The 24,050-nt window shown below is 69.2% G+C and carries 23 protein-coding genes; 1 reads left to right on the top strand and 22 read right to left on the bottom strand.

Features of this window, described 5'->3' with window-relative positions:
• Window positions 1-45 precede the first annotated feature (45 nt).
• The 18 genes from OK17_RS05030 to OK17_RS04945 form a co-directional block, all read right to left on the bottom strand.
• On the bottom strand, window positions 46-1,461 hold the full coding sequence (locus OK17_RS05030) for an RsmB/NOP family class I SAM-dependent RNA methyltransferase (RefSeq protein ID WP_461416855.1): 1,416 nt from the start codon (window positions 1,459-1,461) through the stop codon (window positions 46-48).
• Window positions 1,458-2,417 (bottom strand): methionyl-tRNA formyltransferase, encoded by a 960-nt coding sequence (gene fmt, locus OK17_RS05025; RefSeq protein ID WP_461416854.1) that lies wholly within the window; start codon window positions 2,415-2,417, stop codon window positions 1,458-1,460. Before fmt ends, OK17_RS05030 begins: the two co-directional genes overlap by 4 nt.
• Window positions 2,418-4,385: a primosomal protein N' gene (locus OK17_RS05020; protein ID WP_461416853.1), complete on the bottom strand. Its 1,968-nt coding sequence runs from the start codon at window positions 4,383-4,385 to the stop codon at window positions 2,418-2,420. It lies immediately after the preceding gene.
• A 60-nt stretch (window positions 4,386-4,445) separates the two neighbouring features.
• Window positions 4,446-5,654, bottom strand: coding sequence for a methionine adenosyltransferase (gene metK, locus OK17_RS05015; RefSeq protein WP_006866328.1), 1,209 nt, complete (start codon window positions 5,652-5,654; stop codon window positions 4,446-4,448).
• Window positions 5,655-5,777: 123 nt separating this feature from the next.
• Complete coding sequence (gene coaBC / locus OK17_RS05010; RefSeq protein WP_232719351.1) at window positions 5,778-7,037, bottom strand: bifunctional phosphopantothenoylcysteine decarboxylase/phosphopantothenate--cysteine ligase CoaBC; 1,260 nt, start codon at window positions 7,035-7,037, stop codon at window positions 5,778-5,780.
• Window positions 7,038-7,050: 13 nt separating this feature from the next.
• Window positions 7,051-7,350, bottom strand: a complete 300-nt coding sequence (rpoZ, locus tag OK17_RS05005) for a DNA-directed RNA polymerase subunit omega (RefSeq protein WP_006357204.1) — start codon at window positions 7,348-7,350, stop codon at window positions 7,051-7,053.
• A 41-nt stretch (window positions 7,351-7,391) separates the two neighbouring features.
• Window positions 7,392-8,021: a guanylate kinase gene (gmk, locus tag OK17_RS05000; RefSeq protein WP_461416852.1), complete on the bottom strand. Its 630-nt coding sequence runs from the start codon at window positions 8,019-8,021 to the stop codon at window positions 7,392-7,394.
• A gap of 40 nt (window positions 8,022-8,061) precedes the next feature.
• Window positions 8,062-8,376: an integration host factor, actinobacterial type gene (gene mihF, locus OK17_RS04995; protein ID WP_004021989.1), complete on the bottom strand. Its 315-nt coding sequence runs from the start codon at window positions 8,374-8,376 to the stop codon at window positions 8,062-8,064.
• A 471-nt stretch (window positions 8,377-8,847) separates the two neighbouring features.
• Window positions 8,848-9,693, bottom strand: a complete 846-nt coding sequence (gene pyrF, locus OK17_RS04990) for an orotidine-5'-phosphate decarboxylase (RefSeq protein ID WP_461416851.1) — start codon at window positions 9,691-9,693, stop codon at window positions 8,848-8,850.
• Window positions 9,690-13,025, bottom strand: a complete 3,336-nt coding sequence (carB, locus tag OK17_RS04985; protein ID WP_461416850.1) for a carbamoyl-phosphate synthase large subunit — start codon at window positions 13,023-13,025, stop codon at window positions 9,690-9,692. Before carB ends, pyrF begins: the two co-directional genes overlap by 4 nt.
• A complete protein-coding gene (gene carA, locus OK17_RS04980; RefSeq protein ID WP_232719355.1) occupies window positions 13,025-14,194 on the bottom strand; it encodes a glutamine-hydrolyzing carbamoyl-phosphate synthase small subunit in 1,170 nt (389 codons plus the stop codon). The genes carB and carA overlap by 1 nt, the downstream gene beginning before the upstream one ends.
• Window positions 14,191-14,811, bottom strand: a complete 621-nt coding sequence (locus OK17_RS04975) for a PH-like domain-containing protein (RefSeq protein WP_461416849.1) — start codon at window positions 14,809-14,811, stop codon at window positions 14,191-14,193. Before OK17_RS04975 ends, carA begins: the two co-directional genes overlap by 4 nt.
• Complete coding sequence (locus tag OK17_RS04970; protein WP_461416848.1) at window positions 14,808-16,118, bottom strand: dihydroorotase; 1,311 nt, start codon at window positions 16,116-16,118, stop codon at window positions 14,808-14,810. The genes OK17_RS04975 and OK17_RS04970 overlap by 4 nt, the downstream gene beginning before the upstream one ends.
• Window positions 16,119-16,158: 40 nt before the next feature.
• Window positions 16,159-17,109 (bottom strand): aspartate carbamoyltransferase catalytic subunit, encoded by a 951-nt coding sequence (locus OK17_RS04965; protein WP_461416847.1) that lies wholly within the window; start codon window positions 17,107-17,109, stop codon window positions 16,159-16,161.
• Window positions 17,109-17,693 carry a bifunctional pyr operon transcriptional regulator/uracil phosphoribosyltransferase PyrR gene (gene pyrR / locus OK17_RS04960; RefSeq protein ID WP_232719359.1) on the bottom strand — a complete coding sequence of 195 codons (585 nt, stop codon included), beginning with the start codon at window positions 17,691-17,693 and terminating at the stop codon, window positions 17,109-17,111. Before pyrR ends, OK17_RS04965 begins: the two co-directional genes overlap by 1 nt.
• A 162-nt stretch (window positions 17,694-17,855) precedes the next feature.
• The gene (gene nusB / locus OK17_RS04955; protein ID WP_461416846.1) at window positions 17,856-18,329 is read right to left on the bottom strand and encodes a transcription antitermination factor NusB; all 474 of its coding nucleotides are present in this window, start codon (window positions 18,327-18,329) and stop codon (window positions 17,856-17,858) included.
• 3 nt (window positions 18,330-18,332) lie between these two features.
• The gene (efp, locus tag OK17_RS04950) at window positions 18,333-18,896 is read right to left on the bottom strand and encodes an elongation factor P (protein ID WP_005197124.1); all 564 of its coding nucleotides are present in this window, start codon (window positions 18,894-18,896) and stop codon (window positions 18,333-18,335) included.
• Between the two features lie 21 nt (window positions 18,897-18,917).
• Window positions 18,918-20,033 carry a M24 family metallopeptidase gene (locus OK17_RS04945; protein WP_461416845.1) on the bottom strand — a complete coding sequence of 372 codons (1,116 nt, stop codon included), beginning with the start codon at window positions 20,031-20,033 and terminating at the stop codon, window positions 18,918-18,920.
• Window positions 20,034-20,142: 109 nt separating this feature from the next.
• On the opposite strand from OK17_RS04945, the gene OK17_RS04940 reads away from it, so the two are divergent.
• Complete coding sequence (locus tag OK17_RS04940) at window positions 20,143-20,634, top strand: B-4DMT family transporter (RefSeq protein ID WP_461416844.1); 492 nt, start codon at window positions 20,143-20,145, stop codon at window positions 20,632-20,634.
• A gap of 69 nt (window positions 20,635-20,703) precedes the next feature.
• On the opposite strand, the gene aroB is transcribed toward OK17_RS04940, so the two are convergent.
• Genes aroB through OK17_RS04920 form a run of 4 tightly spaced genes read right to left on the bottom strand, consistent with a single transcriptional unit; the run spans window position 20,704 to window position 24,019 of the window.
• Window positions 20,704-21,816 carry a 3-dehydroquinate synthase gene (aroB, locus tag OK17_RS04935; RefSeq protein WP_461416842.1) on the bottom strand — a complete coding sequence of 371 codons (1,113 nt, stop codon included), beginning with the start codon at window positions 21,814-21,816 and terminating at the stop codon, window positions 20,704-20,706.
• Entirely contained in the window at window positions 21,813-22,376 is a 564-nt protein-coding gene (locus OK17_RS04930) for a shikimate kinase (protein WP_461416841.1), read from the bottom strand. The genes aroB and OK17_RS04930 overlap by 4 nt, the downstream gene beginning before the upstream one ends.
• Entirely contained in the window at window positions 22,373-23,581 is a 1,209-nt protein-coding gene (gene aroC / locus OK17_RS04925; protein ID WP_461416840.1) for a chorismate synthase, read from the bottom strand. The genes OK17_RS04930 and aroC overlap by 4 nt, the downstream gene beginning before the upstream one ends.
• A 42-nt stretch (window positions 23,582-23,623) precedes the next feature.
• Window positions 23,624-24,019, bottom strand: coding sequence for a prepilin peptidase (locus OK17_RS04920; protein ID WP_461416839.1), 396 nt, complete (start codon window positions 24,017-24,019; stop codon window positions 23,624-23,626).
• Window positions 24,020-24,050 lie beyond the last annotated feature (31 nt).

Below are 24,050 nucleotides of genomic sequence, written 5' to 3'. Positions count from 1 at the left end.
ACGAGGGTGTCGCCGCGATCACTGCCTCGCACGGCAACTGAACGATCAGTCCCGGGTCAACGCCGCCAGGAACATCGCATCCGTGCCGTGGATGTGCGGCCACAACTGAACGTGCGGCCCATCGCCGAGAAGCTCCGGCCCGAGCTTGCCGACGGTCACCAGCGGACGGGCGTCGAGTTGACGCGCACCTTGCACCGATGACAGAACATCAGCGACGACCGACGTGGTCTCGGCCGGGTGCGGCGAGCACGTCGAATAGACGACCACGCCACCGGGTTTGACCAACCGCAGCGCTTCGGTCAGCAACTCCTTCTGCAGGACGACGAGCTCTTCGACGTCGGCGGCGGTTCGGCGCCAACGGGATTCGGGGCGCCGGCGCAGCGATCCGAGACCCGAGCAGGGGGCGTCGAGCAGGATGCGGTCGTATCCGGGTTCGAGGCCGCTCGACCTGGCGTCGGCAACGTGGATCGTCACCGGCAGGTCGCTGACCACCTTGCGGATCAGTTCGGCGCGATGCTTCGACACCTCGATGGCGTCGAGTCGGGCGGCATCGATCTCGGCGAGCGCACCGATCAGCGCGGCCTTGCCGCCGGGTCCGGCACACATGTCGAGCCACCGGCCGGAGTCGTCGGCGACCTCGGCGACCGTGACCGCCCGCGCGATCAGCTGGCTGCCCTCGTCCTGCACACCTGCGTAGCCCTCGCGGACAGCATCGACGTCGCCGGGGTCACCGCTGGGCAGATACACGCAGTAGGGCGAGAACTCGCCTTCCTCTCCCCCGCTGGTCAGCGCCAGTTCCTCGGCGGTGATGTAACCCGGCCGGGCGACCAGGTGCACGGGCGGCCGTTCGTCGTCGGCGGCTAGCGCCGCCTGCAACTGACCGGCCGAGCCGCCGAGTGCGTCGCGGAACACCTCCGCGATCCAGCGCGGATGCGCGTACTGGAAGGCCAGGTAGCCGACGAGGTCCTCGGCGGGCGACGGCGCGAGCTCGTCGACCCACATGTCCTCGTCCTTCTGCGACACCTTGCGCAGCACGGCATTCGCGAAACCCGAAGGGCCCATGCCGTTCTCGGAACGCACGAGATCCACCGACGTCGACACCGCCGCATGGGAACCCACGCGCGTCCGCAACAACTGGTAGGTGCCGAGTCGCAGCACGTCGAGGACGGGGCCGTCGATCTCCTCTACGGGTCGTTTGGCCGCCGCGGCGATCACGGCATCCAGGAGCCCTTGGGCACGCGACGTGCCGTAGGCGAGCTCGGTTGCGAACGCCGCGTCGCGGCCTTCGATCTTGCGATCCCGCAGCATCTTCGGGAGGACCAGGTTCGCGTAGGCGTCGCGTTCACGAACCGCGCGAAGCGTGTCCCGTGCCGCGACGCGGGCCGGGTCGAGGTCCTTCTGCCGGAACTTCGCGGAGTTGTTGTCCCGCTTGCCCTGGCTCGGTCGGCGATCTGCACTCATCCCAATACCGTCCCATCGGTCAGTCGGGCGCCGCGCGCCCAGTCGGCGGCCGGCATCGGCTTCTTCCCGGGCGGTTGCACCGTGCCCAGTTTCACCGGCGTCGAACCGGTCCCGACGAACACCGCCTTCTTCGTCACCGCGACCGCACCCGCCGGCAACGGCTCGGCACGAACCGATTCCGGGAGCGACGCATCGTCCTCGGCGACGGGGCGCACCGGGCCCACCTTGATCCGGGCGTCGTCGAGACTCGTCCACGAACCCGGGGCCGGCGTGTAGGCGCGGATGAGCCGATCGATGATGTGCGCGGGCAGATCCCAGCGGATACGCGCATCCTCGACCTCGACCTTCGGCGCATGACTGACTCCGACCGAGGGCTGCGGTTCGGGGATGAGTTCCCCGGCCTCGATGCCGTCGAGCGTGTTGACGAGCAGGCCGGACCCGGCATCGGCGAGACGGGCGAGCAGGTCGCCGCTGGTGTCGGTGGGCCGGATGGTCTCGGTCAGGATGCCGTACACCGGCCCGGTGTCGAGCCCCTTCTCCAGCCGGAAGGTGCTGGCACCGGTCACCTCGTCACCCGCGGCGATCGCGGCCTGCACCGGTGCCGCGCCACGCCACGCGGGCAACACCGAGAAGTGCAGGTTGATCCAACCATGGGTCGGGAGCGCCAGCAGATCCTCGGGTACCAGGCCGCCGTAGGCGACCACTGCCGCACAGTCCGGCGCCCAGCGACGCAACGTCTCGGCGACGTCGGGTTCGGACATGCGGCGCGGGGTGATCACCTCGAGGCCGTGCTCGTCGGCGAGCACGCCGATCGGTGATCGCACGACCTTGCGACCACGACCCGACACCGCGTCGGGCCGGGTGATGACGCCGACGACCTCATGCGACGGCGAGTCGAGAAGGGCCTGCAACGACGGCACGGCCACCTCGGGGGTGCCGGCGAAAACGATGCGCATTCATCCGATCGTAGGCGGGTCCACCTGGACCCGGATCGGCCCGGTCTGCCGGTGCGTGTTGCGTCGGGCCTGCCCGGCGGCGAGAGCCTCTGCCAGAAGCCGTCCGTGCTTGCGCGGCAACCGCACCAGGATGCGGTCCATCTCGTCGTCGGCGGCGGCCTCCCACTCGGCGCTTCCGGCCGGCGGTCGCACCCCCGGCGGAAGCGGTACCGGCCCGAGAACGTCCGCCCCCTCGGGCAGTTCGAGGTGTTCGACGAAGTCGGTGATGACCTGCGTCGGACCGTCGACCGAGGCCATCGTCACCGCAGGCGGGAAACCCAGTTCGACGCGCTCGTTAAGCTGGAGCGACGCGAATCCGACGGGGTCCCAACGGATCAGCGCCTGGACAGGGGCCAGGGTCGAGTCGGCGACGATGACCACGCGTCCGCCCTCACCATGCGGCCGGACCATGCCGGCCAACGCCATCCAGCGTCGGACGGCGTGTTCCTCCGCGCGCAGATCGGCTCGGTCGAGTTGCGCCCAGGTGTCGACGACGACAGCCGCGCCGTAACCGTCCGGTGCCACCGGTTCGGCGCCGGGCGTCGCGACGACGAGTCGTGCGCCCGGCTCGATCTCGTCGAGGATGGTGTCACCGCCGCTGGTGTGGACCGGCACGCCGGCGAAGGCACGTCCGAGTTCCTCGGCGGTGCGTCGAGCTCCGGTGACCGTCGCGCGCACTTTGGTGTTGCCGCACTCGGGACAGCGGAAGACCGGCTCCGGGCGACCACACCACCGGCAACTCAGACGCTGATTGCCGTCCATCTGCAGGGGCCCGTTGCACGCGCGGCAACGAGCGTGCTCGCGACACCGCGTACACGCCAGCGATGGCACGTAGCCGCGGCGCGGGACGCTGAACACCACCGGCTGGTCGGCGGCGAACGCCGAACGGGCCGCGTCGAAGGCGACCTCGGGGATCCGCGCGGACCTCGCCATCGGGTCGCGCGCGATCTGGCGGTCGTCGTCGGAGATGGCCTGCACACGCGGACTGCGGTGGCGGACGAGCGGCCGGTCGGCGACGAGGTCGTGTGCCCACCCCGATGCGACGAGCGCCTGCGCTTCCGCGGTCCGGGCGAAGCCGCCGAGCACCAGTCCGCAGCGTTCCTGATGCGAGCGCAGGACTGCGACTTCACGCGGATGCGGATAGGGCGCGCGGGGATCGGCCATGCTGTCGTCGCCGTCGTCCCAGACGACGACCAGACCGACGTCGCTGACGGGTGCGAACACCGCACTGCGCGTGCCGATCACGAGTTTCGCCGCGCCGCGTCGTGCGGCGAGCCAGCGACGGTACCGCGCGGTGGGACCGAGACCGGCGGCCAGCGCGACTCCCCGATCGCCGATGAGCGGTTCGCATTCCGCCCACACCCGGTCGAGGTCCCGCTGGTCGGGCACGATGATGATGCAGCCGCGCCCGGCCGCCAGGGTCGTCGCGGCGAGTTCGGCGAGCCTACGGGGCCAGGCCTCCCCCGGCAGCGCCTGCCACGCAGCACGCGGGTGCCCACCATCGGCGATCGCCTCGACGAACGACTCGGCCAGCGGGTAGCGTCGCCACGCCTCCAGGTCGGGCGCCTCGATGACGGTCGTCGGTTCCGGCGTCGTCTCCTTCTCGGTGCGTGCGTGACGCGGCGGAATCGCCAGCCGGACAACGTCTCCCATGGTGCCTGCATAGCGGTCGGCGACGGCGCGGCACAGCGAGGCCAGTTCTGGTGACAGGACGGGTTCGGCGGAGACGACACGGTCGAGCCAGCCCAGCTTGCCGGGGTGGTCGCTCTTCTCGATCCGGTCGAGGAGGAATCCGTCGATCAGACGACCGGCGAACCGAACGCGGACCCGCACCCCCGGAACCGCCGTCGCATCCTGATCAGAGTCGATCAGGTAGTCGAACGGCCGGTCGAGGTGTGCGAGTCCGAGTATGGGCAGCACACGGGCCACCGGCAGCGAATCGGCCGGGACCCGTGCGCCTTTCGGGGGCAGGGACTGCGCCCTTCGGGGTCAGAGTCCGGCGGCCGCGCGCAGCTTGTCCGCGCGGTCGGTCCGCTCCCACGGCAGATCGACGTCGGTGCGGCCGAAGTGGCCGTACGCGGCGGTCGGACCGTAGATCGGACGCAGCAGGTCCAGGTCGCGGATGATCGCGAGCGGACGCAGGTCGAAGTTCTCCTTGATGACGCGCTCGATGACCGCCGGGTCGACGTGCTCGGTGCCGAAGGTCTCGACGAACAGGCCGACCGGAGCGGCCTTGCCGATCGCGTAGGCGACCTGGACCTCGATGCGGTTCGCCAGGCCCGCGGCGACCGCGTTCTTGGCGACCCAGCGCATCGCGTAGGCGGCGCTGCGGTCGACCTTCGACGGGTCCTTACCGGAGAAGGCGCCGCCACCGTGGCGGGCCATGCCGCCGTAGGTGTCGACGATGATCTTGCGGCCGGTCAGGCCGGCGTCGCCCATCGGACCGCCGAGGACGAACTTGCCGGTCGGGTTGACCAGCAGACGGTAGTCGGAGGTGTCGAGGTTCGGCAGGTCGATGTCGGCGAGGACGGCGTCGACGACCTGCTTCTTGATGTCGGGGGCCAGCAGGTTGTCGAGGTCGATGTCGGCAGCGTGCTGGGTCGACAGGACGACGGTGTCGAGGCGGACCGGGATGTCACCGTCGTATTCGATGGTGACCTGGGTCTTGCCGTCGGGACGCAGGTACGGCAGCGTGCCGTCCTTCCGGACCTCGGTGAGACGGCGCGAGAGACGGTGCGCGAGTGCGATCGGCACCGGCATCAGCTCGGGGGTCTCGTTGGTGGCGTAACCGAACATCAGGCCCTGGTCGCCGGCTCCCTGGCTGTCGATCTCGTCCTCGGAGATGCCGCTGCGGCTCTCGTGGGAGTTGAAGACGCCGCCCGCGATGTCCGGGGACTGCGCGCCGATGGCCACGTTGACGCCGCACGACGCACCGTCGAAGCCCTTGGTCGAGGAGTCGTAGCCGATCTCGAGGATCTTGGCGCGGACGATGCCGGGGATGTCGGCGTAAGCGGTGGTGGTCACCTCGCCCGCGACGTGGACCTGGCCGGTCGTCACCAGCGTCTCGACCGCGACCCGGGCCTTCGGGTCGTCGGTGAGGATGGCGTCGAGGATCGAGTCGCTGATCGCGTCACAGATCTTGTCGGGATGTCCCTCGGTGACGGATTCGCTCGTGAACAGGCGTGACGAGGTGGTCATCAGATCCTCTCGAGATCTCGCGCGCGGATGGTTCCGGCGCCGTTTGGCAGGTATCGGCCGTCGTTGTGGCCGGTGGAGTCACTTTCAAAACTACACAGCAGGCAGTTGCTGTCGCGGTGCCGCTCAGGCCCCCCGACCATCAGGCACCAGTTGACGCACTTCGTCAAGTATCCGACTCGACATGAGTGTTTTCGATCCGAAGGGCAGAGCGGTCTCGTCACCCTTGGCGGACAGCAGCCAACCGGTGTTGTCCTCGGTGCCGAACGCCTTGCCGTCGCCGACGGCGTTCACCACGAGCAGGTCGCATCCCTTGCGGGCGAGTTTGGCCCGGCCATGGTCGAGGACCCCGCCGGTCTCGTCGCCGGTCTCGGCCGCGAAACCGACGATGACGGTCTCGGACGGAATCCGACCGTCGTCCCTCGCTTCGACCAGCCCGCGGAGGATGTCGGGGTTGGTGGTGAGTTCGATCGGGGCGGGACCCTGATCGCCCTTCTTGATCTTGGCGTCGGCCACCGCGATGGGCCGGAAGTCGGCGACGGCGGCGGCCATGATGACGACGTCGGCGTCGGCCGCGCGTTTGGTCATCTCCTCGGCGAGTTCCTGGGCGTTGGAGATCCGCACGATGTGCACGCCGGCGGGATCGCCGGGGTCGGCGGTCGAACCGGCGACGACGGTGACACTCGCGCCGCGCTGTGCGGCCGCGCGGGCCAGCGCGAATCCCTGCTTGCCCGAGCTGTGATTGCCCAGGTAGCGCACGGGATCGAGGGGCTCACGGGTGCCGCCGGCGCTGATCAGTACGCGGACACCGGCGAGGTCGTAGGGCAGGGCGTCGGCGCGGTCGAGGAGCAGCTCGCCGATGAGAGCGATCTCCTGCGGGTCCGGGAGGCGCCCGCGGCCGGAATCCGTGCCGGTGAGGCGGCCGGAGGCGGGGGTCATGACCGTCGAGCCCTGTTCGCGCAGCGTCGCGATGTTGGCCTGGGTGGCCGGGTGCTCCCACATCTCGGTGTGCATGGCCGGCACGAAGAGCACCGGGCACCGCACGGTGAGCAGCGAAGCGGTGAGCAGGTCGTCGGCGCGTCCCTGAGCGGCGCGGGCCATGAGGTCCGCGGTCGCCGGCGCGATGATGACGAGGTCGGCGCCCTGGCCCAGACGCACATGCGCGACCTCGTCGACGTCGTCGAAGACGGTGGTGCTGACCGGATTGCCGCTGAGTGCCTCGAAGGTCGCCTTGCCGACGAACTTGAGTGCGGCCGGGGTCGGCACCACACGGACCTCGTGCCCGGATTCGGTGAAGTGGCGGATCACCGAGCACACCTTGTATGCGGCGATGCCTCCACCGACGCCGATGAGAATCCGGCGTCGTGTCTTGGTCGGTTTGGTCATCCCGACGCCGAGACTATTCGCCCTCGGTGTGCTCGAGCAGGTCGGAGTGGATCTCGCGCATCGCGATCGACAGCGGCTTCTCCTGCAGGCCCGGCTCGACCAGCGGGCCGACGTACTCGAGGATGCCGTCGCCGAGCTGGTTGTAGTAGTCGTTGATCTGGCGGGCACGCTTGGCCGCGTAGATGACGAGAGCGTACTTGGACGAGGCGCGCTCGAGGAGATCGTCGATCGGCGGATTGGTGATACCCAGCGGCGTGTCGTATGCCGGTGCGTCGGCGATCTCGGTGATGTCGAAATTGGTCGGGGTGGTCACACAAACTCCTGCGTCGAGGTCTGGGATGTCAGAGAGGCTGGTCAGGTCGCGGGCGCGGTGGGCTGCTCAGGTCCGACCAGCAAGGATACCAAGTCGGAGGCCGCTCGGTCGACTTCGCTGTTCACGATGACGTGGTCGAACTCGTCACGGGCGGCCATCTCGACCTTCGCGGTGGCCAGCCGGCGCTCGATCGCCTCGGGGCTCTCGGTGCCGCGACCGGTCAGCCGGGCCACCAGTTCGTCCCAGCTCGGCGGTGCGAGGAAGACGGTGGTCGCCTCGGGCAATCGGGCGACGACATTGCGCGCACCGACGAGGTCGACCTCCACCAGCACGGGCTTGCCGGCCTCCAGAGCCGCGAGGACGGGCGCGAGCGGGGTACCCGATCGCTGCAGGCCACCGTGGATTTCCGCCCACTCCAGGAGCTCGTCACCGGCGATCATCTTGTCGAAGTCCGCAGCGGAGACGAAGTAGTAGTCGCGGCCGTCGACCTCACCGGGGCGCGGTGCGCGGGTGGTCGCCGAGACGCTGAAGTACAGGTCGGGCAACGCGGCGCGCACCTTGGCGACCACGGTGGACTTGCCGACGGCCGAGGGGCCGACCAAGACGATCAGTCGACCCCTCGTGCGTGCGGCTCCCGCGGTATCCGGCCGGTTGGTCACCGCCGGTCCCACGAGCTCGTCACGCTGCCGTGTTCGGTTGCAATGCTCACGCTCAGGAGCTGAACTTCTCGAGCAGAGCCTTGCGCTGACGGTCGCCGAGACCGCGCAGGCGGCGGGTCGGAGCGATCTCCAGCTCGGTCATGATCTCCTGAGCCTTGACCTTGCCGACCTTGGGCAGGGCCTCGAGCAGTGCCGAGACCTTCATCTTGCCCAGGATCTCGTCGTTCTCGGCATCCTTGAGCACCTGCTGGAGATCGGTGCCACCGCGCTTCAGGCGCTCCTTGAGCTCCGCGCGGACGCGACGAGCGGCAGCTGCCTTCTCCAACGCAGCGGCGCGCTGCTCGTCAGTCAACTGGGGAAGGGCCACGGGTTCCTCCGTCTTTCGTTCTTGATTGGGACTGTCATCGTCCGCCCGGGGGCGTCCGACGGCTGTTGCCACACTGGTGACGCTGCGTCGTATTCGCAACGATGCGGTCGGGTGGGGACCCGTCCGGCATCACCGATTGTTGGCGGCGAATGCGACCGTACCCACGTGATCAGGCATTTGCGAGCGCGACCCCCCGTTTTCGCGGTGTTTTCTCATGTTGTAGTGCACCGCGGTGGTTCGCTCCGCCACATCGACGCTTCACTCATCGTTGCAACGCTCTGACTACGGCTTTTGCACCGAACCTGCAGGTCACAGCAGCGACACTGGCAACGGAGGTCGATAGCCATGCGAAATACATGCGATCGCGCGATTCACACCCTGAGACAGATGTGACTGGAGTGATGTGACCAGATCCGCGCGGAATTCGATCGCGGTTCGAGCGTGTCGCGGGCTCCCCCGGCCACCTCGGCGTCAGCCGAGCGCGGCCTCGACCTCGTCCCGCGCCTGTACGAACGCGTTCCGCAGTGCGGCGACGTCGGGACCTGCGCGGAGCACGCCACGTGAACTCGCCGGGAGCACCCAGGCCGGGTCGGCACCGTCGAAGACGACCTTCAGATCCTCGGCGGTGGCTCCCTGAGCGCCCAGACCCGGCGCCAGGATCGGGCCGTTCAGGTCGGCGAGGTCGAGTCCGTGCTCGCGAGTGGCGCCCACGACGAGACCGACCGTGGCCGTGCCGTCGGCATTCTCGGCCGCCGCGGCGTCGACGATGGACTGGGCGACCGTCCGCTCCCCCGCCGGGGTCTTCTCTGTCACGGCCTTCTGCACGTCGCCACCCTCCGGGTTCGACGTTCGGGCCAGCACGAACACGCCACGCCGGCCCTCACGGGCCAGATCCAGCGCGGGACGCAGCGATTCGTATCCGAGGTAGGGCGAGGCGGTCACCGAGTCGGCGCACAACGGTGAGGCATCGGCCAACCAGGCCTGCGCGTAGGCAGACATGGTCGAGCCGATGTCACCGCGTTTGGCGTCGGCGATCACCAGGGCACCGGCCTCGCGGCAACCCGCGATGACCCGTTCGAGCACTGCGAAACCCGCGGCACCGAACGGCTCGAAGAAGGCGACCTGCGGCTTGATGACCGCCGCCGACGGGGCCAGCGCCTCGACGCAGATGTCGGCGAAACGGGACAACCCGTCGACGGACACGTCCAGGCCCCAGTCGGTCAGCAGCGCCGCATGCGGGTCGATGCCCGCGCACAGGCGTCCGCGTTCGGCCGTCACCCGCCGGTAGCGGGCGCCGAAACCGGACGCCTCCGTCATGACCGGCCGGCCATGTCCGCGTGGCGTCGCTGGATCGAGCGCACCGCGACGTCACCGTTGATCGCGGCCTCGATGCCCTGCACCGCGGCACTGGCGCCCTGCACCGTGGTGATGCACGGGATGTTGACCGAGACGGCTGCACTGCGGATCTCGTAGCCGTCGACACGCGGGCCCGAGTTGCCGTACGGGGTGTTGATCACCATGGTGACCTCACCGGCGCGGATGATGTCCACGACGGTGCGCTGCCCCTCGGCGGCCTCGAAGTGCTTGAGCACGGTCTCGCACTTGATTCCGTTGCGGCGCAACACGTCCGCAGTACCCTCGGTGGCCAGGATCTCGAAGCCGAGGTCCGCGAGGTGCTTGACCGGGAAGATCAGCGCACGCTTGTCCTTGTTGGCGACCGAGACGAAGATCTTGCCGCTGGTGGGCAGCGATCCGTAGGCGGCGGTCTGCGACTTGGCGAACGCGCGACCGAAGTCGGCGTCGATGCCCATGACCTCACCGGTGGACTTCATCTCAGGGCTGAGCAGGTTGTCGACACCGCTGCCGTCCTCGCGACGGAACCGGTTGAACGGCAGGACCGCTTCCTTCACCGAGATCGGCGCGGTCGAGGGGGCCTCGCCGCCGTCGCCGGTCTTCGGCAGGATGCCCTGCTCCCGCAGGTCCGCGATCGACGAGCCGAGCATCACGCGGGCACAGGCCTTGGCCAGCGGCACCGCGGTCGCCTTGGAGACGAACGGAACCGTGCGGCTCGCACGCGGGTTCGCCTCGAGCACGTAGAGGACGTCGTCCTTGAGTGCGTACTGGACGTTGAGCAGACCCTTCACCCCGATGCCCTTGGCGAGCGCCTCGGTGGAGGTGCGGACCATCTCGAGGTCGGCGCGACCGAGGGTGACCGGCGGCAGTGCACACGCGGAGTCACCGGAGTGGATACCGGCCTCCTCGATGTGCTCCATCACGCCGCCGATGAAGACCTCGTCGCCGTCGCACAGGGCGTCGACGTCGATCTCCACCGCGTCCTCGAGGAAGCGGTCGACGAGCACCGGGTGGTCGGGGGTGAGCTCGGTGGCACGAGAGATGTAGTCCTCCAGGGACTTCTCGTCGTAAACGATCTCCATGCCGCGCCCACCGAGCACGTACGACGGACGCACCAGCACCGGGTACCCGATGCGGGCGGCGGTGTCGCGGGCCTCGGCGAAGCTGGTCGCGGTACCGAACGCCGGGGCCGGGAGGCCGGCCTCGGTGAGGACCTTGCCGAACTCGCCGCGGTCCTCGGCGAGGTCGATGGCGGCCGGGCTGGTGCCGACGATCGGGACACCCGCCTCCTCGAGCCGGCGTGCGAGACCCAGCGGGGTCTGGCCGCCGAGCTGCACGATGACACCGGCGACGGTGCCCGACTGGGATTCGGCGTAGTAGACCTCGAGCACGTCCTCGAAGGTCAACGGCTCGAAGTACAGACGATCGGCGGTGTCGTAGTCGGTCGAGACCGTCTCCGGGTTGCAGTTGACCATCACGGTCTCGTACCCGGCCTCGCTCAGGGTGAGCGCGGCGTGGACACACGAGTAGTCGAACTCGATGCCCTGACCGATGCGGTTGGGGCCCGAACCGAGGATCAGCACCTTCGGACGATCCGGCTGCGGCGCGATCTCGCTGGTCGCCGCGGGATCGAGCTCGTAGGTCGAGTAGTGGTACGGCGTCTTCGCCTCGAACTCGGCCGCACAGGTGTCCACGGTCTTGTAGACCGGCCGCACACCGAGCGACAGACGATGCGCGCGCACCGCGGCCTCGTCCTCGAATTCCGAACGGAGAGCGGCGATCTGACGGTCGGAGAAGCCGTTCGACTTCGCCTCGCGCAGCAGCGCCTCGTCGAGGGTGTCGGCGTCGCGGATCTCCGCGCCGAGTGCGGCGATGCCGCCGATCTCGGCCAGGAACCACGGGTCGATCGCGGTGGCCTCGTAGAGCTGCTCGATGGTGGCGCCGGCGTCGAAGGCCAGCATCAGCTTGTACAGACGCCCGTCCTTGGGCGTCTTGATCTCCTCGAGCAGCGCGGGCAGGTCGACGGTCTTCGGGTCGGGCCGGTTGGCCTCCACCCAGAACCCGCCGGCCTTGGTCTCCAGCGAACGCATGACCTTGCCGAGCGCCTCGGCGAAGCTGCGGCCGAGGCTCATGGCCTCGCCCACCGACTTCATCGTGGTGGTCAGCGTGTCGTCGGCGCCGGGGAACTTCTCGAACGCGAACCGCGGCGCCTTGACCACGACGTAGTCGAGCGTGGGCTCGAAGCAGGCCGGGGTCTCCTTGGTGATGTCGTTGACGATCTCGTCGAGGCTGTAGCCGATGGCCAGCTTCGCGGCGATCTTGGCGATCGGGAAGCCGGTGGCCTTCGACGCCAGGGCCGACGACCGCGACACCCGCGGATTCATCTCGATGACGACGAGGCGACCGTCGCGCGGGTCCTGGGCGAACTGGATGTTGCAGCCGCCGGTGTCGACGCCGACCTCGCGCAGGATGTCGATCGAGAGATCACGCATGATCTGGTACTCGCGGTCGGTCAGGGTCATCGCCGGGGCGACGGTCACCGAGTCGCCGGTGTGCACGCCGACCGGATCGAGGTTCTCGATCGAGCAGACGACCACGACGTTGTCGCGGTTGTCGCGCATGAGCTCGAGCTCGTATTCCTTCCACCCGAGGATCGACTCCTCGATGAGGACGTTGGCCGTCGGCGACGCGGCGAGACCGCCGCCGGCGATCCGCTCGAGATCGGCGTCGTCGTAGGCCATGCCCGAACCGAGACCACCCATGGTGAACGACGGCCGCACGACGACCGGGAAACCGAGCTCGGCCACGGTGTCGCGGACCTCGTCCATGGTGTGGCAGACGCGGGAGCGAGCACTCTCGCCGCCGACCTTCTCCACGATGTCCTTGAACATCTGGCGGTCCTCGCCGCGCTGGATGGCGTCGAAGTCGGCGCCGATCAGCTCGATGCCGTACTTCTCCAGCGAGCCGCGATCGTGCAGCGCAACCGCGGTGTTCAGCGCGGTCTGCCCGCCGAGGGTGGCGAGCACGGCGTCGATGGGATGGCCGGCGTCGCGCTCGGCCTCGATCACCTTCTCCACGAACTCGGCCGTGATCGGCTCGATGTAGGTGGCGTCGGCGAACTCCGGGTCGGTCATGATCGTCGCCGGGTTGGAGTTCACCAGGCTGACGCGCAGGCCCTCGGCCTTGAGCACGCGGCAGGCCTGGGTGCCCGAGTAGTCGAATTCACAGGCCTGACCGATGACGATCGGGCCGGAGCCGATGACCAGGACGTGGTTGATGTCTTCGCGGCGCGGCATCAGGCACTCGCTCCTTGCGCACGGTCACCCTCGAGCAGGGTGACGAATTTGTCGAACAGATACGCGGCGTCGTGGGGCCCGGCGGCCGCCTCCGGGTGGTACTGCACGGAGAAGGCGCGGCCGGAGAGCAGCTCGAGGCCCTCCACGGTTCCGTCGTTGGCGCAGACATGGCTGACCCGTGCGCGGCCGAAGTCGGAGTCGAACTCCTCCCCCGCCTCACCCTCGAGTGCGAAGCCGTGGTTCTGCGAGGTGATCGAGACCTTGCCGGTGGCATGGTCGACAACCGGGATGTTGATGCCCCGGTGCCCGAACTTCATCTTGTAGGTGGACCGGCCGAGGGCCCGGCCCAGGATCTGGTTGCCGAAGCAGATACCGAACAGCGGCAGATCGCGGCCGAGGACACCGCGGGTGAGCTCCACGACGTCGTCGGCGGTCGCCGGGTCACCGGGACCGTTCGACAGGAACACGCCGTCGGGCTTGAGGTCGGCGATCGCGTCGAGCGCGATGTTCGACGGCAGCACATGCGTGCGGACGCCGCGCTCGGCGAACATGCGCGGGGTGTTGGTCTTGATCCCGAGGTCGATGGCCGCGACGGTGAACCGGTGCTGATCGACCGGCTCCACGACGTACCCGTCGGAGGTGGTGACCTCGTCGGCGAGCTTGGCGCCCTTCATGTCCGGCTGGTTGCGGACCCGGCCGACGAGTTCGTCGGTGTCGGCCAGGGCCGGCCCCGAGAAGATGCCGGCCTTCATCGAGCCGTGGTCGCGGAGGATGCGGACCACGGTGCGGGTGTCGATCCCGCCGATGCCGACGATCCCCTGCTTGACGAGCTCGTCCTCGAGCGAGGTGGTGGCGCGCCAGTTGGAGACGCGACGCGTGGGATTGCGCACCGCATATCCGGCCACCCAGATCTTGCCGGAGTCGCCCTCGACCCCGGTGCTGCCCGCGCTGCCGGTGCTCTCGCCGTCCTCGGTGTTCCAGCCGGTGTTGCCGATCTGAGGCGCGGTGGCCACGACGATCTGCCGGTGGTAACTCGGGTCGGTCAGGGTCTCCTGGTAGCCGGTCATCGCGGTGCAGAACACCGCTTCACCGAGGGTCTCGCCCACTGCGCCGAAGCTCCGGCCGGTGAACACCTGGCCGTTCTCCAGCACCAAGACCGCTGTGTTCATTCCTGTGTCCCCTGTCCACTGTCATGCTGCCCGGCAAAGGCGTTCACCCAGCCGGGATAAATCGATTTGTCGTCGGCGCGGATTCCCGTGTCGATCTCGGTGCCGCTGGGCAGGACCCATCGGATCACCAGGACACCGTCGGCGCTCATCACCTTGCCCGCGATACCGCGTTCGGTGCGTACCGCCGTGATCGCCGCGCGCGGAATCCAGATGTCGCTCGCACCCTGTCGGGAGATGAGGATTCCCTCCGCGAACTCGGCGATCGTCGCCGACGCGCGGTCGGAGATGTCTCCCACGACCACGCGGTTCTGCCAGCTCGGCGCCATGGTGCTGCCGAGGTAGAGGCCGGTGTCGGGGCCGCGTTGCTCCGCCCCGAGATCGGCCGGGGTGGGCGGCAGTTCGCCGATGAGCTCGGCCTGTGCCGCCTGCTTCTTCTTGTTGCCGGTGATCAGCAGGTAGAACATCGACAGCAGGCTGATCACGATCAGCACGCACACGCCGATGAACCACGCGTTGAACACGAACCTGCCGTAGCCGAGCCAGGTGGTGAAGAGCGACGCGGCCACGAGGATGAGGAAGACGCCCGGGACCAGTCCGCGCCGGGACTCCTCGCTCATCGGGTCACCCGGCCCTCGCGGGTGGTGACCACGCCGCGCAGGACGGTGGCGGTGATGGTCGCCGGCATCGTCATCTCCTCGAACGGAGTGTTGCGCGACAGGCTGGCCAGTTCGTCGCCGCGGACCACCCACGAGGTGTCCGGGTCGACGACGGTGAGGTTGGCCGGCTCGCCGACCTCGATCGGGCGGCCCTGATCGGTCAGCTCGACGATCTGCGCGGGCCGCTCGCTCATCACCCGTGCGACGCCGCGCCAGTCGAGGAAGCCCGGCTTCACCAGCGTCTCGACGACGATCGGCAGCGCGGTCTGCAGCCCGAGCATGCCCGGCTTGGCCTGGGCGAACTCGCAGCACTTCTCCTGCGCGGCGTGCGGCGCATGGTCGGTGGCCACACAGTCGACGATCCCATCCGCCAAGGCCTGGCGCAGGGCTTCCTTGTCACGGACCTCGCGCAGCGGTGGATTGACCTTGTTGACCGGGTCATATGTTTCGAGACGCGAGTCGTCGAGGAGCAGGTGGTGCGGGGTCACCTCTGCGGTGATCGCGATCCCCTGGTCCTTGGCCCAGCGCAACAGTTCGACGGTGCCCTCGGTCGAGGCGTGGCAGATGTGGATGCGCGCGCCGGCATCGCGGGCGAGCAGCGCGTCACGGATGACGATCGACTCCTCGGCGGCACGCGGCCAGCCGGCGAGACCCAGCCGGGATGCGGTCGGGCCCTCGTTGGCGACGGCTCCGACGGTCAGGCGCGGCTCCTCGGCATGCTGGGCGATGAGTACGCCCAGGCCGGTCGCGTACTCGAGGGCGCGGCGCATGAGCAGCGGGTCGTAGACGCACTTGCCGTCGTCGCTGAACATCCGCACGCCCGCGGCACCGGCGTTCATCATGCCCATCTCGGCGAGCTGCTTGCCCTCGAGTCCGACCGTGACCGCACCCACGGGGTACACGTCGACGAGGCCCACCTCGCGGCCGGAGCGCCAGACGTTGTCGGTGACGGTCGAGTTGTCGGCGACCGGGCTGGTGTTGGCCATCGCGAAGACCGCAGTGTACCCGCCCAGGGCGGCCGCCTCGGAGCCGGACCGGATGGTCTCGGTGTCCTCGCGGCCGGGTTCGCGCAGATGTGTGTGGAGGTCGACGAAACCGGGCAGCAGGACCCCGCCCCTGCCCTCGATGCGCTCGGCGTCCTCGGGTGCGGACAGTCCCGCGCCGATCTCGGTGATCACACCGTCGACGACGAGAACGTCGACCGGCTCGCCTTCGCCGTAGGGGCGAACATCGGCGAGCAGGACGGTTCCGGTTGCCGGGGCGGTCACTTGCGAACTCCTGACGTGCTGAGGGTGGGCGTACTCGGCGTCACAGCTGGGCTCCCGCCGAGTCGGAGCCGACGAGGAGGCGGAAGAGCACCGCCATGCGGACGTGCACGCCGTTGCGGACCTGTTCGAGGACGGTGGCCTTCGGCGAATCGGCGACCGACCAGCCGATCTCCATGCCGCGCAGCATCGGGCCGGGGTGCAGCACGACCGCGTCGTCGGAGAGCATCGCGAGGCGGCGGTCGTTGAGACCGAAGCGGACCGAGTACTCCCGGGCGCTCGGGAAGAACCCGCCGTTCATGCGCTCGGCCTGCACCCGCAGCATCATGACCGCATCGACCGACGGCAGTTCGGCGTCGAGGTTGCCCGAGACGGTGACCGGCCACTCGCCCACTCCCGCCGGGAGCAGGGTCGGCGGGGCGACGAGGACGACCTCGGCGCCGAGGGTCGACAGCAGGTGCGCGTTGGACCGCGCGACCCGCGAGTGCACCACGTCGCCGACGATCGCGATGCGGCGCCCGTCCAGCGAACCGAGCCGCTGGCGCAGGGTGAGCGCATCGAGCAGTGCCTGGGTCGGATGCTCGTGCGTGCCGTCGCCGGCGTTGATGATGGCCGGGCCCTCGCCGTCGGAATCGGTGGTCCAGTCGGCGATCTGGGCGGGCGCGCCCGACGCCGGGTGCCGGACGATCAGGGCGTCGGCGCCTGCGGCGTGCAGGGTCTTGACCGTGTCCCGCAGCGATTCGCCTTTGCCCACAGAGGAACTCGAGGCGCTGACGTTGATCACGTCGGCGCTCATCCACTTGCCGGCGACCTCGAAGGAGACGCGGGTGCGGGTCGAGTTCTCGTAGAACACCGTCATGACGGTGCGGCCGCGCAGCGTCGGCAGCTTGCGGACCTCGCGGCCCGTCAGCGCCTGCTCGAAACGCTCGGCGTCGTCGAGCAGCGCGGTGGCCTCGTCGCGACTGAGGTCCTGCGTGGAGAGGAGATGCCGCATCAGGAATCACCCTCGGCGGCAGCGGTATTCGCAGCCGAACTCAGGACGACCTGGTCGATCCCGTCGTGTTCGGTGAGGTGCACCGACACCTGCTCGTCGCGAGCGGTGGGGATGTTCTTGCCGACATAGTCTGCGCGCAGCGGCAGTTCGCGGTGACCGCGATCCACCAGCACCGCGAGCTGGACCGCGGCGGGGCGGCCGAGGTCACGCAGCGCGTCGAGTGCAGCGCGGACCGTGCGTCCGGAGTAGAGCACGTCGTCGACGAGGATCACGATCGCGCCGTCGACGCCGCCGGCCGGGACCATGGTCCGTTCGAGCGGGCGATGGGGCTTACCGCGCAGATCGTCGCGGTAGAGAGTGATGTCGAGGTAGCCGACCGGCACCTCGACGTTGGCGAACTCGCCGATCTTGGAACCCAATCGGGTCGCGAGAGACGTTCCGCGAGTGGGGATTCCGATGAGAACGACGCGCGGGGCGTCGGGCGAGTCCAGAGCTGTCTTCTCGATCACCTGGTGTGCGACACGAGCAATCGTGCGCGACACGTCAGCGGCATCGAGCAGCACCCTGGGGGCGGGGCTGGCCAAAGCCGACCTCCTTCTCCGCCTCGCAGGACGGATCGTTAAAGGATGTCTGTCTTGCGACACTTTACACCGCGTCGCGAGACAGACGAATTCCAGCGACCTGCGCCACAGCAAGCGGTCCCGGTCGCAAACACGACCGGGACCGATGGCATGAGATCTTCGCTACTACTCGGCGTCACCCGACGGCCGCGGCTCGGCGGACGCGGCGGCACGGACCTGCGGCGCGAGCTCGGCGATCTTGGCGAGCACGCCGTTGACGAAGGCCGGCGAGTCGTCGGTGGACAGCTCCTTGGCGAGCTCGACCGCCTCGTCGACCACCACGATGGTGTCGACGTCGAGCGAGTTGAACAGCTCCCAGGTCGCCAGGCGCATGATGGCGCGGTCGACGGCGGGCAGACGCTCCAACGTCCACTCCCGCAGATGGGACGAGATGACCGCGTCGATCTGATCCTGGTCGTCGGCGAGCCCGTTGATCACCGTGGCGGTGTAGTCGTGGATCGAGCCGACGCTCTCGTCCCTGCGGACGTATTCACGGCGTTCGGCGACGAGCTGCGCGGGGCTGACCTTCTTGGCCTCGGCCTCGAAGAGAAGGTCGACCGCGCGCCGCCGCGCCTTGTGTCGGGTTCCGGGTTGTTTCACAGGTCAGGAGTTGACGCGGCCGAGGTAGCTGCCGTCACGCGAGTCGACCTTGAGCTTGTCACCGGTGTTGATGAACAGGGGCACCTGGATCTCGGCACCGGTCTCGAGCGTGGCGGGCTTGGTGCCGCCGGTGGAGCGGTCACCCTGCAGACCCGGGTCGGTCTGGGCGACGATGAGCTCGACGGTGACCGGGAGCTCGACGAACAGCGGGTTGCCCTCGTTGAGCGAGACCTGCACGGTCATGTTCTCCAGCAGGAAGCGTGCGCCGTCGCCGACGACGGCCGGCGGCAGCGAGAACTGCTCGTAGTCCTGTGCGTCCATGAAGACGTAGTCTGTGCCGTCGTTGTACAGGAAGGTCATGTCCCGACGGTCGACGGTGGCGGTCTCGACCTTGACGCCGGCGTTGAAGGTCTTGTCGACAGTCTTGCCGCTCAGCACGTTCTTGATCTTGGTGCGCACGAACGCGGGGCCCTTGCCCGGCTTGACGTGCTGGAACTCCTGGATCTGCCAGAGCTGGTCGTCCATGCGCAGCACGAGGCCGTTCTTGAAATCGGCGGTGGTCGCCATGTGGTGTTTCTTCCCTTGCAGTCAGATGACGGTGAATGTCTTGTCGGTGGTGGTCAACAGTTCCGGGTCGCCTTGTGTGACGACCAGGGTGTCCTCGATCCTGACCCCACCCCATCCGGGTAGGTACACACCGGGCTCCACGGTGACCGCAGCACCGCATGGCAGTGTACCCGCCGCGAGTTTGCCGATTCCCGGCGCTTCGTGGATCTCGAGGCCCACGCCGTGGCCGAGGCCGTGCACGTAGTGATCGCCGTGCCCCGCGTCGGCGATGACTTCGCGCGCGGCGGCGTCCACCTCCCGGAGGTCCGCACCGGGACGCAGGGCCGCCCGGCCGGCGGCCTGCGCGGTGGCGACGAGGTCGTAGATGTCGCGTTGCCAGTCCGCGGCGCGGCGCAACACGAAGGTACGGGTCATGTCGGAGTGGTAACCGCCGACGACCGCGCCGAAGTCGATCTTCAGGAGATCGCCGTCGGCCAGCGCGGTGTGGGTGGGCCGGTGATGCGGGATCGCCGAATGCGCACCGGCGGCCACGATGGTCTCGAAGGCGATGCCGTCGGCGCCCAGGCGGTACATCTCGAACTCCAGTGCACGGGCGGCCTGGCGTTCGGTGTTGCCGGCACGCAGGACGCCGTCGGCGATGATCTGGGCGAGGGCGGCGTCGCCGATCGCGCAGGCGGCACGCAGCAGCGCGATCTCCCCCGCGTCCTTGACCGAGCGCAGAGCCTGGACGACGCCGGTGAGGCCGACCAGTTCGACGCCGGAGTCCTCGATGGACGCGGTCAGGGCACGGTGGCCGGCGACGGTCTCGGCGTCGGCCTCGAAGCCGATCCGCGACGCACCCGCGGTCCGCGCGTGGGCGACCAGCGCCGGTACGCAGGCCCGTTCGATGACGGACTCCACGTCCGGGACCTGCGCGGCGACCTGGGTGATGTAGCGGCCGTCGGTGGCGATCCGGTCCCCCGCGGGATCGGACACGTCGATGAGGACCGCCGCGTTGGAGCCCGTGAAGCCGGTCAGGTAGCGGACGTTGACGAGGTCGGAGACCACGAACGCCGACACCTGCTCGGTGTCGGGACGCTCGCGTAACTGGTTCCGCAGCCGGTCGCGCCGGGCTGCTGTGTCGTGGATGATCGGCACCCGAGCAACGCTACGGCGGGACGTCGCCCAGTGCGAACCCGGCACGCTGGACCGGCCTGATCGACCGGGTGTGTCGGCGATCACGGCACAGATGCGTAGTATGACGCGCATGTCTTCGTGGTTGGTACGCGGTCTGACGATGACCGCCGTTCACGTCCTCGCCCGAATCCTGCTCGGTGTCGCGGTGGTCGAGGCCCCGCTGAACTCCACCGTGTGGCGCACCGTCACCATTGCGGCGGTCGTCCTGATCGCCCTGGTCTGGGGCGGTTTCGACGGTATCCGCGATGCCCGCGCCAATCCCGATCCGGACGACTACGAGGATCTCACCGTCCGCTGGCTCAAGGCGGGTGTCATGGCCGGTGTCATCGCCGGGCTGATCTCCTGGATCCTCGGCAACACGGTCCTCGCCGGCATCGGCCAGGCCGGCCTGTTCGTCGAGCTGATCGCGGGCGCCTCGTTCACCGGGCTGCTGGTGTTCGTCCCGGCGTTCGTCGGTGCGGCCATCGGCCGCTGGCTGATCCGCCGGGACCAGAACAAGGGCGCCCCCGAGGACGACTGGTCGGTCCACGAGGACCGTCACGCCGACGCGGCCGCCCAGTAGCCCACTCCGACCGACGACGAACCCCACGACCTCGAGGTCGTGGGGTTCGTTCGTCTTCGCGAGTGTCGCCTAGAGCAGGACCGACGTGCTCTTGCCCGCCCCGCCCGCGACGGCCGAGTAGGCGGCGGCGAGGAGGCCCGGATCAGGTCCCTCGAGACGGCCCGGCTTGGCCAGCCCGTCGAGCACGACGAACCGCAGCACACCGGAACGGTTCTTCTTGTCCCCCGCCATCCCCTCGAGCAGGTCGGGGAAGGCATCGGGATCGTAGGTCGTCGGCAGGCCGACGAGCTCCAGCACCGACTTGTGGCGGTCGGCGGTCGCGTCGTCGAGACGTCCGGCCAGGCGGGCCAGCTCGGCGGCGAACACCAGGCCCACCGACACCGCGGCGCCGTGACGCCAGCGGTACCGCTCGCGGCGCTCGATCGCGTGGCCCAGGGTGTGGCCGTAGTTGAGGATCTCGCGCAGCGAGGACTCCTTGAGATCGGCCGAGACGACGTCGGCCTTCACCTGCACCGAGCGGCGTATCAGATCCGGGAGGACCGGGCTCGTGGGGTCGAGCGCAGCCTCCGGGTCGGCCTCGATGATGTCGAGGATGCTGGGATCGGCGATGAAACCGGTCTTGATGACCTCGGCGAGCCCCGCGACGATCTCGTTGCGGGGCACGGTCTCGAGGGTGCCGATGTCGATGAGTACCGCGTCGGGTTCGTGGAACGAGCCGACGAGGTTCTTGCCCGCCTCGGTGTTGATGCCGGTCTTGCCGCCGACCGCGGCGTCGACCATCGCCAGCAGCGTGGTCGGGACATGGATGACGCCGATGCCGCGCATCCAGGTGGCGGCGACGAATCCGGAGACGTCGGTCGCGGCGCCGCCGCCGAGGCTGATGACCTTGTCGTTGCGCTTGAGACCGATCCGGCCGAAGACCTCCCAGCAGAAGGCGGCGACCGAGAGGTCCTTACCCGCCTCGGCGTCCGGGATCTCGATGCGGTGGGCGTCGAAACCCTTGTCCGCCAAGAATTCCCGGATCTGTTCGGCGGTCTTGTTCAGCGGCGGCTGGTACAGGATCGCGATGCGGTCGGCGCCGGCGGCGGCGTCGGCGACCTCGCCGAGCAGCCCGCGCCCGATCGTCACATCGTAGGGCGCACCCGCGTTGACGCGGATCGCAACGGGTTCGGTGTCGGTCATTCTGGTGTCCTCACGTCGAGTTCGCGGGCGAGTTCGGAGACGATGGCGTCGGCGACGGCGTCCGGGGCGGCGTCGGCGTCGACCTCGAAGGTGCACACCGACGAGTAGATGTCGGTGCGTTCGGCGAGCAGTTCCGCATAGCGGGCGGCCGGGTCCTCGGTGGCCAGCAGCGGCCGGTCGGTGCCGGATACCCGCTCGTAGCCGCGTTCGGGGCTGACGCGCAGGTAGACCACCCGCTGGTCGGCCAGCGCGTCGCGGACACCCGCCGTGGTGACCGCGCCCCCGCCGAGCGAGACCACCCCGCCGTGATTGTCGAGGACGTCGCAGACGACGTTCTCCTCGATCGTGCGGAAGCCGTCGACCCCGTCGGATTCGAAGATCTCCGGGATGGAGCGCCCCGTGCGCCGGACCAGTTCGATGTCGGTGTCGACGAAGTCGACCCCGAGGCGGTCGGCGAGCAGACGCCCGACGGTCGACTTGCCGGCGCCCATGAAGCCGATCAGCACGGCGCTGGGGCGTCGCCCCGTGGTCGCCCGTGTGGGGGTCGGCGCCTGGGTCATGGGCGCGGCGGGCGCGCGTGGACGGCAGTCAGGTAGGCGCCGAGGTTGGTGGCGGTCTCGGTGGCCGAATCGCCGCCGAACTTGTCCAGTGCCGCCTGGGCCACGACGAGCGCCACCATGGCCTCGGCGACCACACCGGCCGCGGGTACGGCGCACACGTCGGAGCGCTGGTGGATCGCGCTGGCGGTCTCCCCCGTCTCCATGTCGACCGTCGACAGCGCGCGCGGCACCGTCGAGATGGGCTTCATCGCGATGCGGACGCGCAGGTCCTCGCCGTTGGTCATGCCGCCCTCGAGGCCGCCCGCGCGGTTGGTCGAGCGCAGCACACCGTCTGGTCCGGGGACCATCTCGTCGTGGGCCTCGCTGCCGCGGCGGCGGGCGGTGGTGAAGCCGTCGCCGACCTCGACACCCTTGATGGCCTGGATGCCCATGAGGGCGGCGGCCAGACGTGCATCGAGGCGGGTCTCGCCGCTGACGTGCGAGCCGAGGCCGACGGGCACACCGGTGGCGACGATCTCGACGACGCCGCCGAGGGTGTCGCCGTCCTTCTTGGCGGCCTCGATCTCGTCGATCATCGACTTCTCGGCGGCGGCGTCGAAGGCGCGGACGGGGCTGGCGTCGATGGCCTCGACGTCGCTGTAGCGGGGCGGCGGGCCGACGTAGGGGTCACTCGCGCCGATCGAGATGACGTGCGAGACGACCTCGATGCCGAAGACCTGACGCAGGAAGTTGCGGGCGACGGTGCCGGCGGCGACGCGGGCCGCGGTCTCGCGGGCACTGGCGCGTTCGAGAACCGGACGGGCATCGTCGAAGCCGTACTTGAGCATGCCCGAGTAGTCGGCGTGGCCGGGACGCGGACGGGTCAGCGGCGCGTTGCGGGCGCTGCCCTCGAGTTCGGCGGGATCGACCGGGTCGGCCGCCATCACGGTCTCCCACTTGGGCCATTCGGTGTTGCCGATCTCGATGGCGACCGGGCCACCCATCGTGCGTCCGTGGCGCACGCCACCGATCACGGTGACCTTGTCGGCCTCGAACTTCATCCGCGCGCCGCGACCGTAGCCGAGGCGACGGCGGGCGAGCTGTTCGGCGATGTCCGACGAGGTCACCTCGACCCCGGCGACCATGCCCTCGACGAGGGCGACCAAAGCGGGTCCGTGGGATTCTCCGGCAGTTATCCAGCGCAGCACAGTGATCAATTGTTCCATGTGCCCCACAACTCCCCGACAGCGGTCGTGGGGCGGGCGCCGTCAGGCCAGATCGGACACGGAGATCAGCGCACCGACGAGCGCCGGGGCGTGCGCGTGTCCCCGTCGTGGCGCATGTCGCCCGACACTCACGAGGGCGATCACCAGTGTCACGAGCGAGGCGCACGCCACCATCGCGATCGCGGTGTCCCAGCGCAGCGCGAGCCCGCCGCAGGCGAAGGCGAGCTTCACGTCACCTCCGCCGCACCATCCGATCGTGAACGTCAGCAGGTACGGCGTCGCCGCCGCCGCGGCGGCGAGTCCTACGGCAGGCTGGGCGATCGCGACGGCCGCCACCGCGCAGAGTCCAGGCCACACCATCGCATTGGGGATGCGCCGGGTGCGTGCGTCGGTGACCGCGATCGCGAGCAACCAGAACAGGATGGCGGGTTCGACCATGTGCCGAGCTTCGCGCGTATCGCCGACACAG

This window comes from Gordonia sp. GN26 (genome assembly GCF_054823965.1).
This window is presented reverse-complemented; position numbering and strand designations above follow the sequence as displayed.

Excerpts from the sequence above, each read along its gene's own strand:
- OK17_RS05030 (WP_461416855.1), bottom strand. The coding sequence starts at position 1,461 with ATGAGTGCAGATCGCCGACCGAGCCAGGGCAAGCGGGACAACAACTCC.
- fmt (WP_461416854.1), bottom strand. The coding sequence starts at position 2,417 with ATGCGCATCGTTTTCGCCGGCACCCCCGAGGTGGCCGTGCCGTCGTTG.
- metK (WP_006866328.1), bottom strand. The coding sequence starts at position 5,654 with ATGACCACCTCGTCACGCCTGTTCACGAGCGAATCCGTCACCGAGGGA.
- coaBC (WP_232719351.1), bottom strand. The coding sequence starts at position 7,037 with ATGACCAAACCGACCAAGACACGACGCCGGATTCTCATCGGCGTCGGT.
- pyrF (WP_461416851.1), bottom strand. The coding sequence starts at position 9,693 with ATGACGGAGGCGTCCGGTTTCGGCGCCCGCTACCGGCGGGTGACGGCC.
- carB (WP_461416850.1), bottom strand. The coding sequence starts at position 13,025 with ATGCCGCGCCGCGAAGACATCAACCACGTCCTGGTCATCGGCTCCGGC.
- carA (WP_232719355.1), bottom strand. The coding sequence starts at position 14,194 with ATGAACACAGCGGTCTTGGTGCTGGAGAACGGCCAGGTGTTCACCGGC.
- OK17_RS04975 (WP_461416849.1), bottom strand. The coding sequence starts at position 14,811 with ATGAGCGAGGAGTCCCGGCGCGGACTGGTCCCGGGCGTCTTCCTCATC.
- OK17_RS04965 (WP_461416847.1), bottom strand. The coding sequence starts at position 17,109 with ATGCGGCATCTCCTCTCCACGCAGGACCTCAGTCGCGACGAGGCCACC.
- efp (WP_005197124.1), bottom strand. The coding sequence starts at position 18,896 with ATGGCGACCACCGCCGATTTCAAGAACGGCCTCGTGCTGCGCATGGAC.
- OK17_RS04940 (WP_461416844.1), top strand. The coding sequence starts at position 20,143 with ATGTCTTCGTGGTTGGTACGCGGTCTGACGATGACCGCCGTTCACGTC.
- aroB (WP_461416842.1), bottom strand. The coding sequence starts at position 21,816 with ATGACCGACACCGAACCCGTTGCGATCCGCGTCAACGCGGGTGCGCCC.
- OK17_RS04930 (WP_461416841.1), bottom strand. The coding sequence starts at position 22,376 with ATGACCCAGGCGCCGACCCCCACACGGGCGACCACGGGGCGACGCCCC.
- aroC (WP_461416840.1), bottom strand. The coding sequence starts at position 23,581 with ATGGAACAATTGATCACTGTGCTGCGCTGGATAACTGCCGGAGAATCC.
- OK17_RS04920 (WP_461416839.1), bottom strand. The coding sequence starts at position 24,019 with ATGGTCGAACCCGCCATCCTGTTCTGGTTGCTCGCGATCGCGGTCACC.